The 464-nt window shown below is 55.2% G+C and carries 1 protein-coding gene; it reads left to right on the top strand.

Translation table 11 applies throughout. The annotated features are described in order from the left end of the window. Positions 1-464, top strand: a 464-nt coding sequence (locus D7Y13_RS42520) for an FtsW/RodA/SpoVE family cell cycle protein (protein ID WP_158626221.1), incomplete at both ends; no start/stop codon positions are given.

A 464-nucleotide genomic window follows, 5' to 3' on the forward strand; every position in this document is an offset into this window, starting at 1 on the left:
GATTACTGGTGGCAGCATTTACTGATGGGCGGCATTGGCCTGGTGATTTCGATCGCCCTCTCTCGCTGGCGCTACGAAGTGCTGATTCAGTGGCGCTGGATTATCTACGCAATTACCAATATTTCGCTGCTAATCGTCATCTTCCTGGGTACGAGCGCAAACGGAGCGCAAAGCTGGCTGACGATCGGCGGCTTCAACGTTCAGCCGTCCGAATTTGCCAAAATCGGCCTGATTGTGACTCTAGCAAGCATTCTGCAAGAGCGCACGGCTTCAACCCTGCCTGACTTGCTCAAAACTTTAGCGATCGCCGCCGTCCCTTGGGCTTTGGTGTTTTTGCAGCCCGACTTGGGCACGTCGCTCGTCTTTGGCGCGATCGTGCTGGGAATGCTCTACTGGGCAAATGCCAATCCGGGCTGGTTGCTGCTGCTGCTGTCGCCGCTAGTCTCCGCAATTTTGTTTAGCGT

Source organism: Corallococcus praedator, assembly GCF_003612125.1.
Lineage (GTDB): Bacteria > Myxococcota > Myxococcia > Myxococcales > Myxococcaceae > Corallococcus > Corallococcus praedator.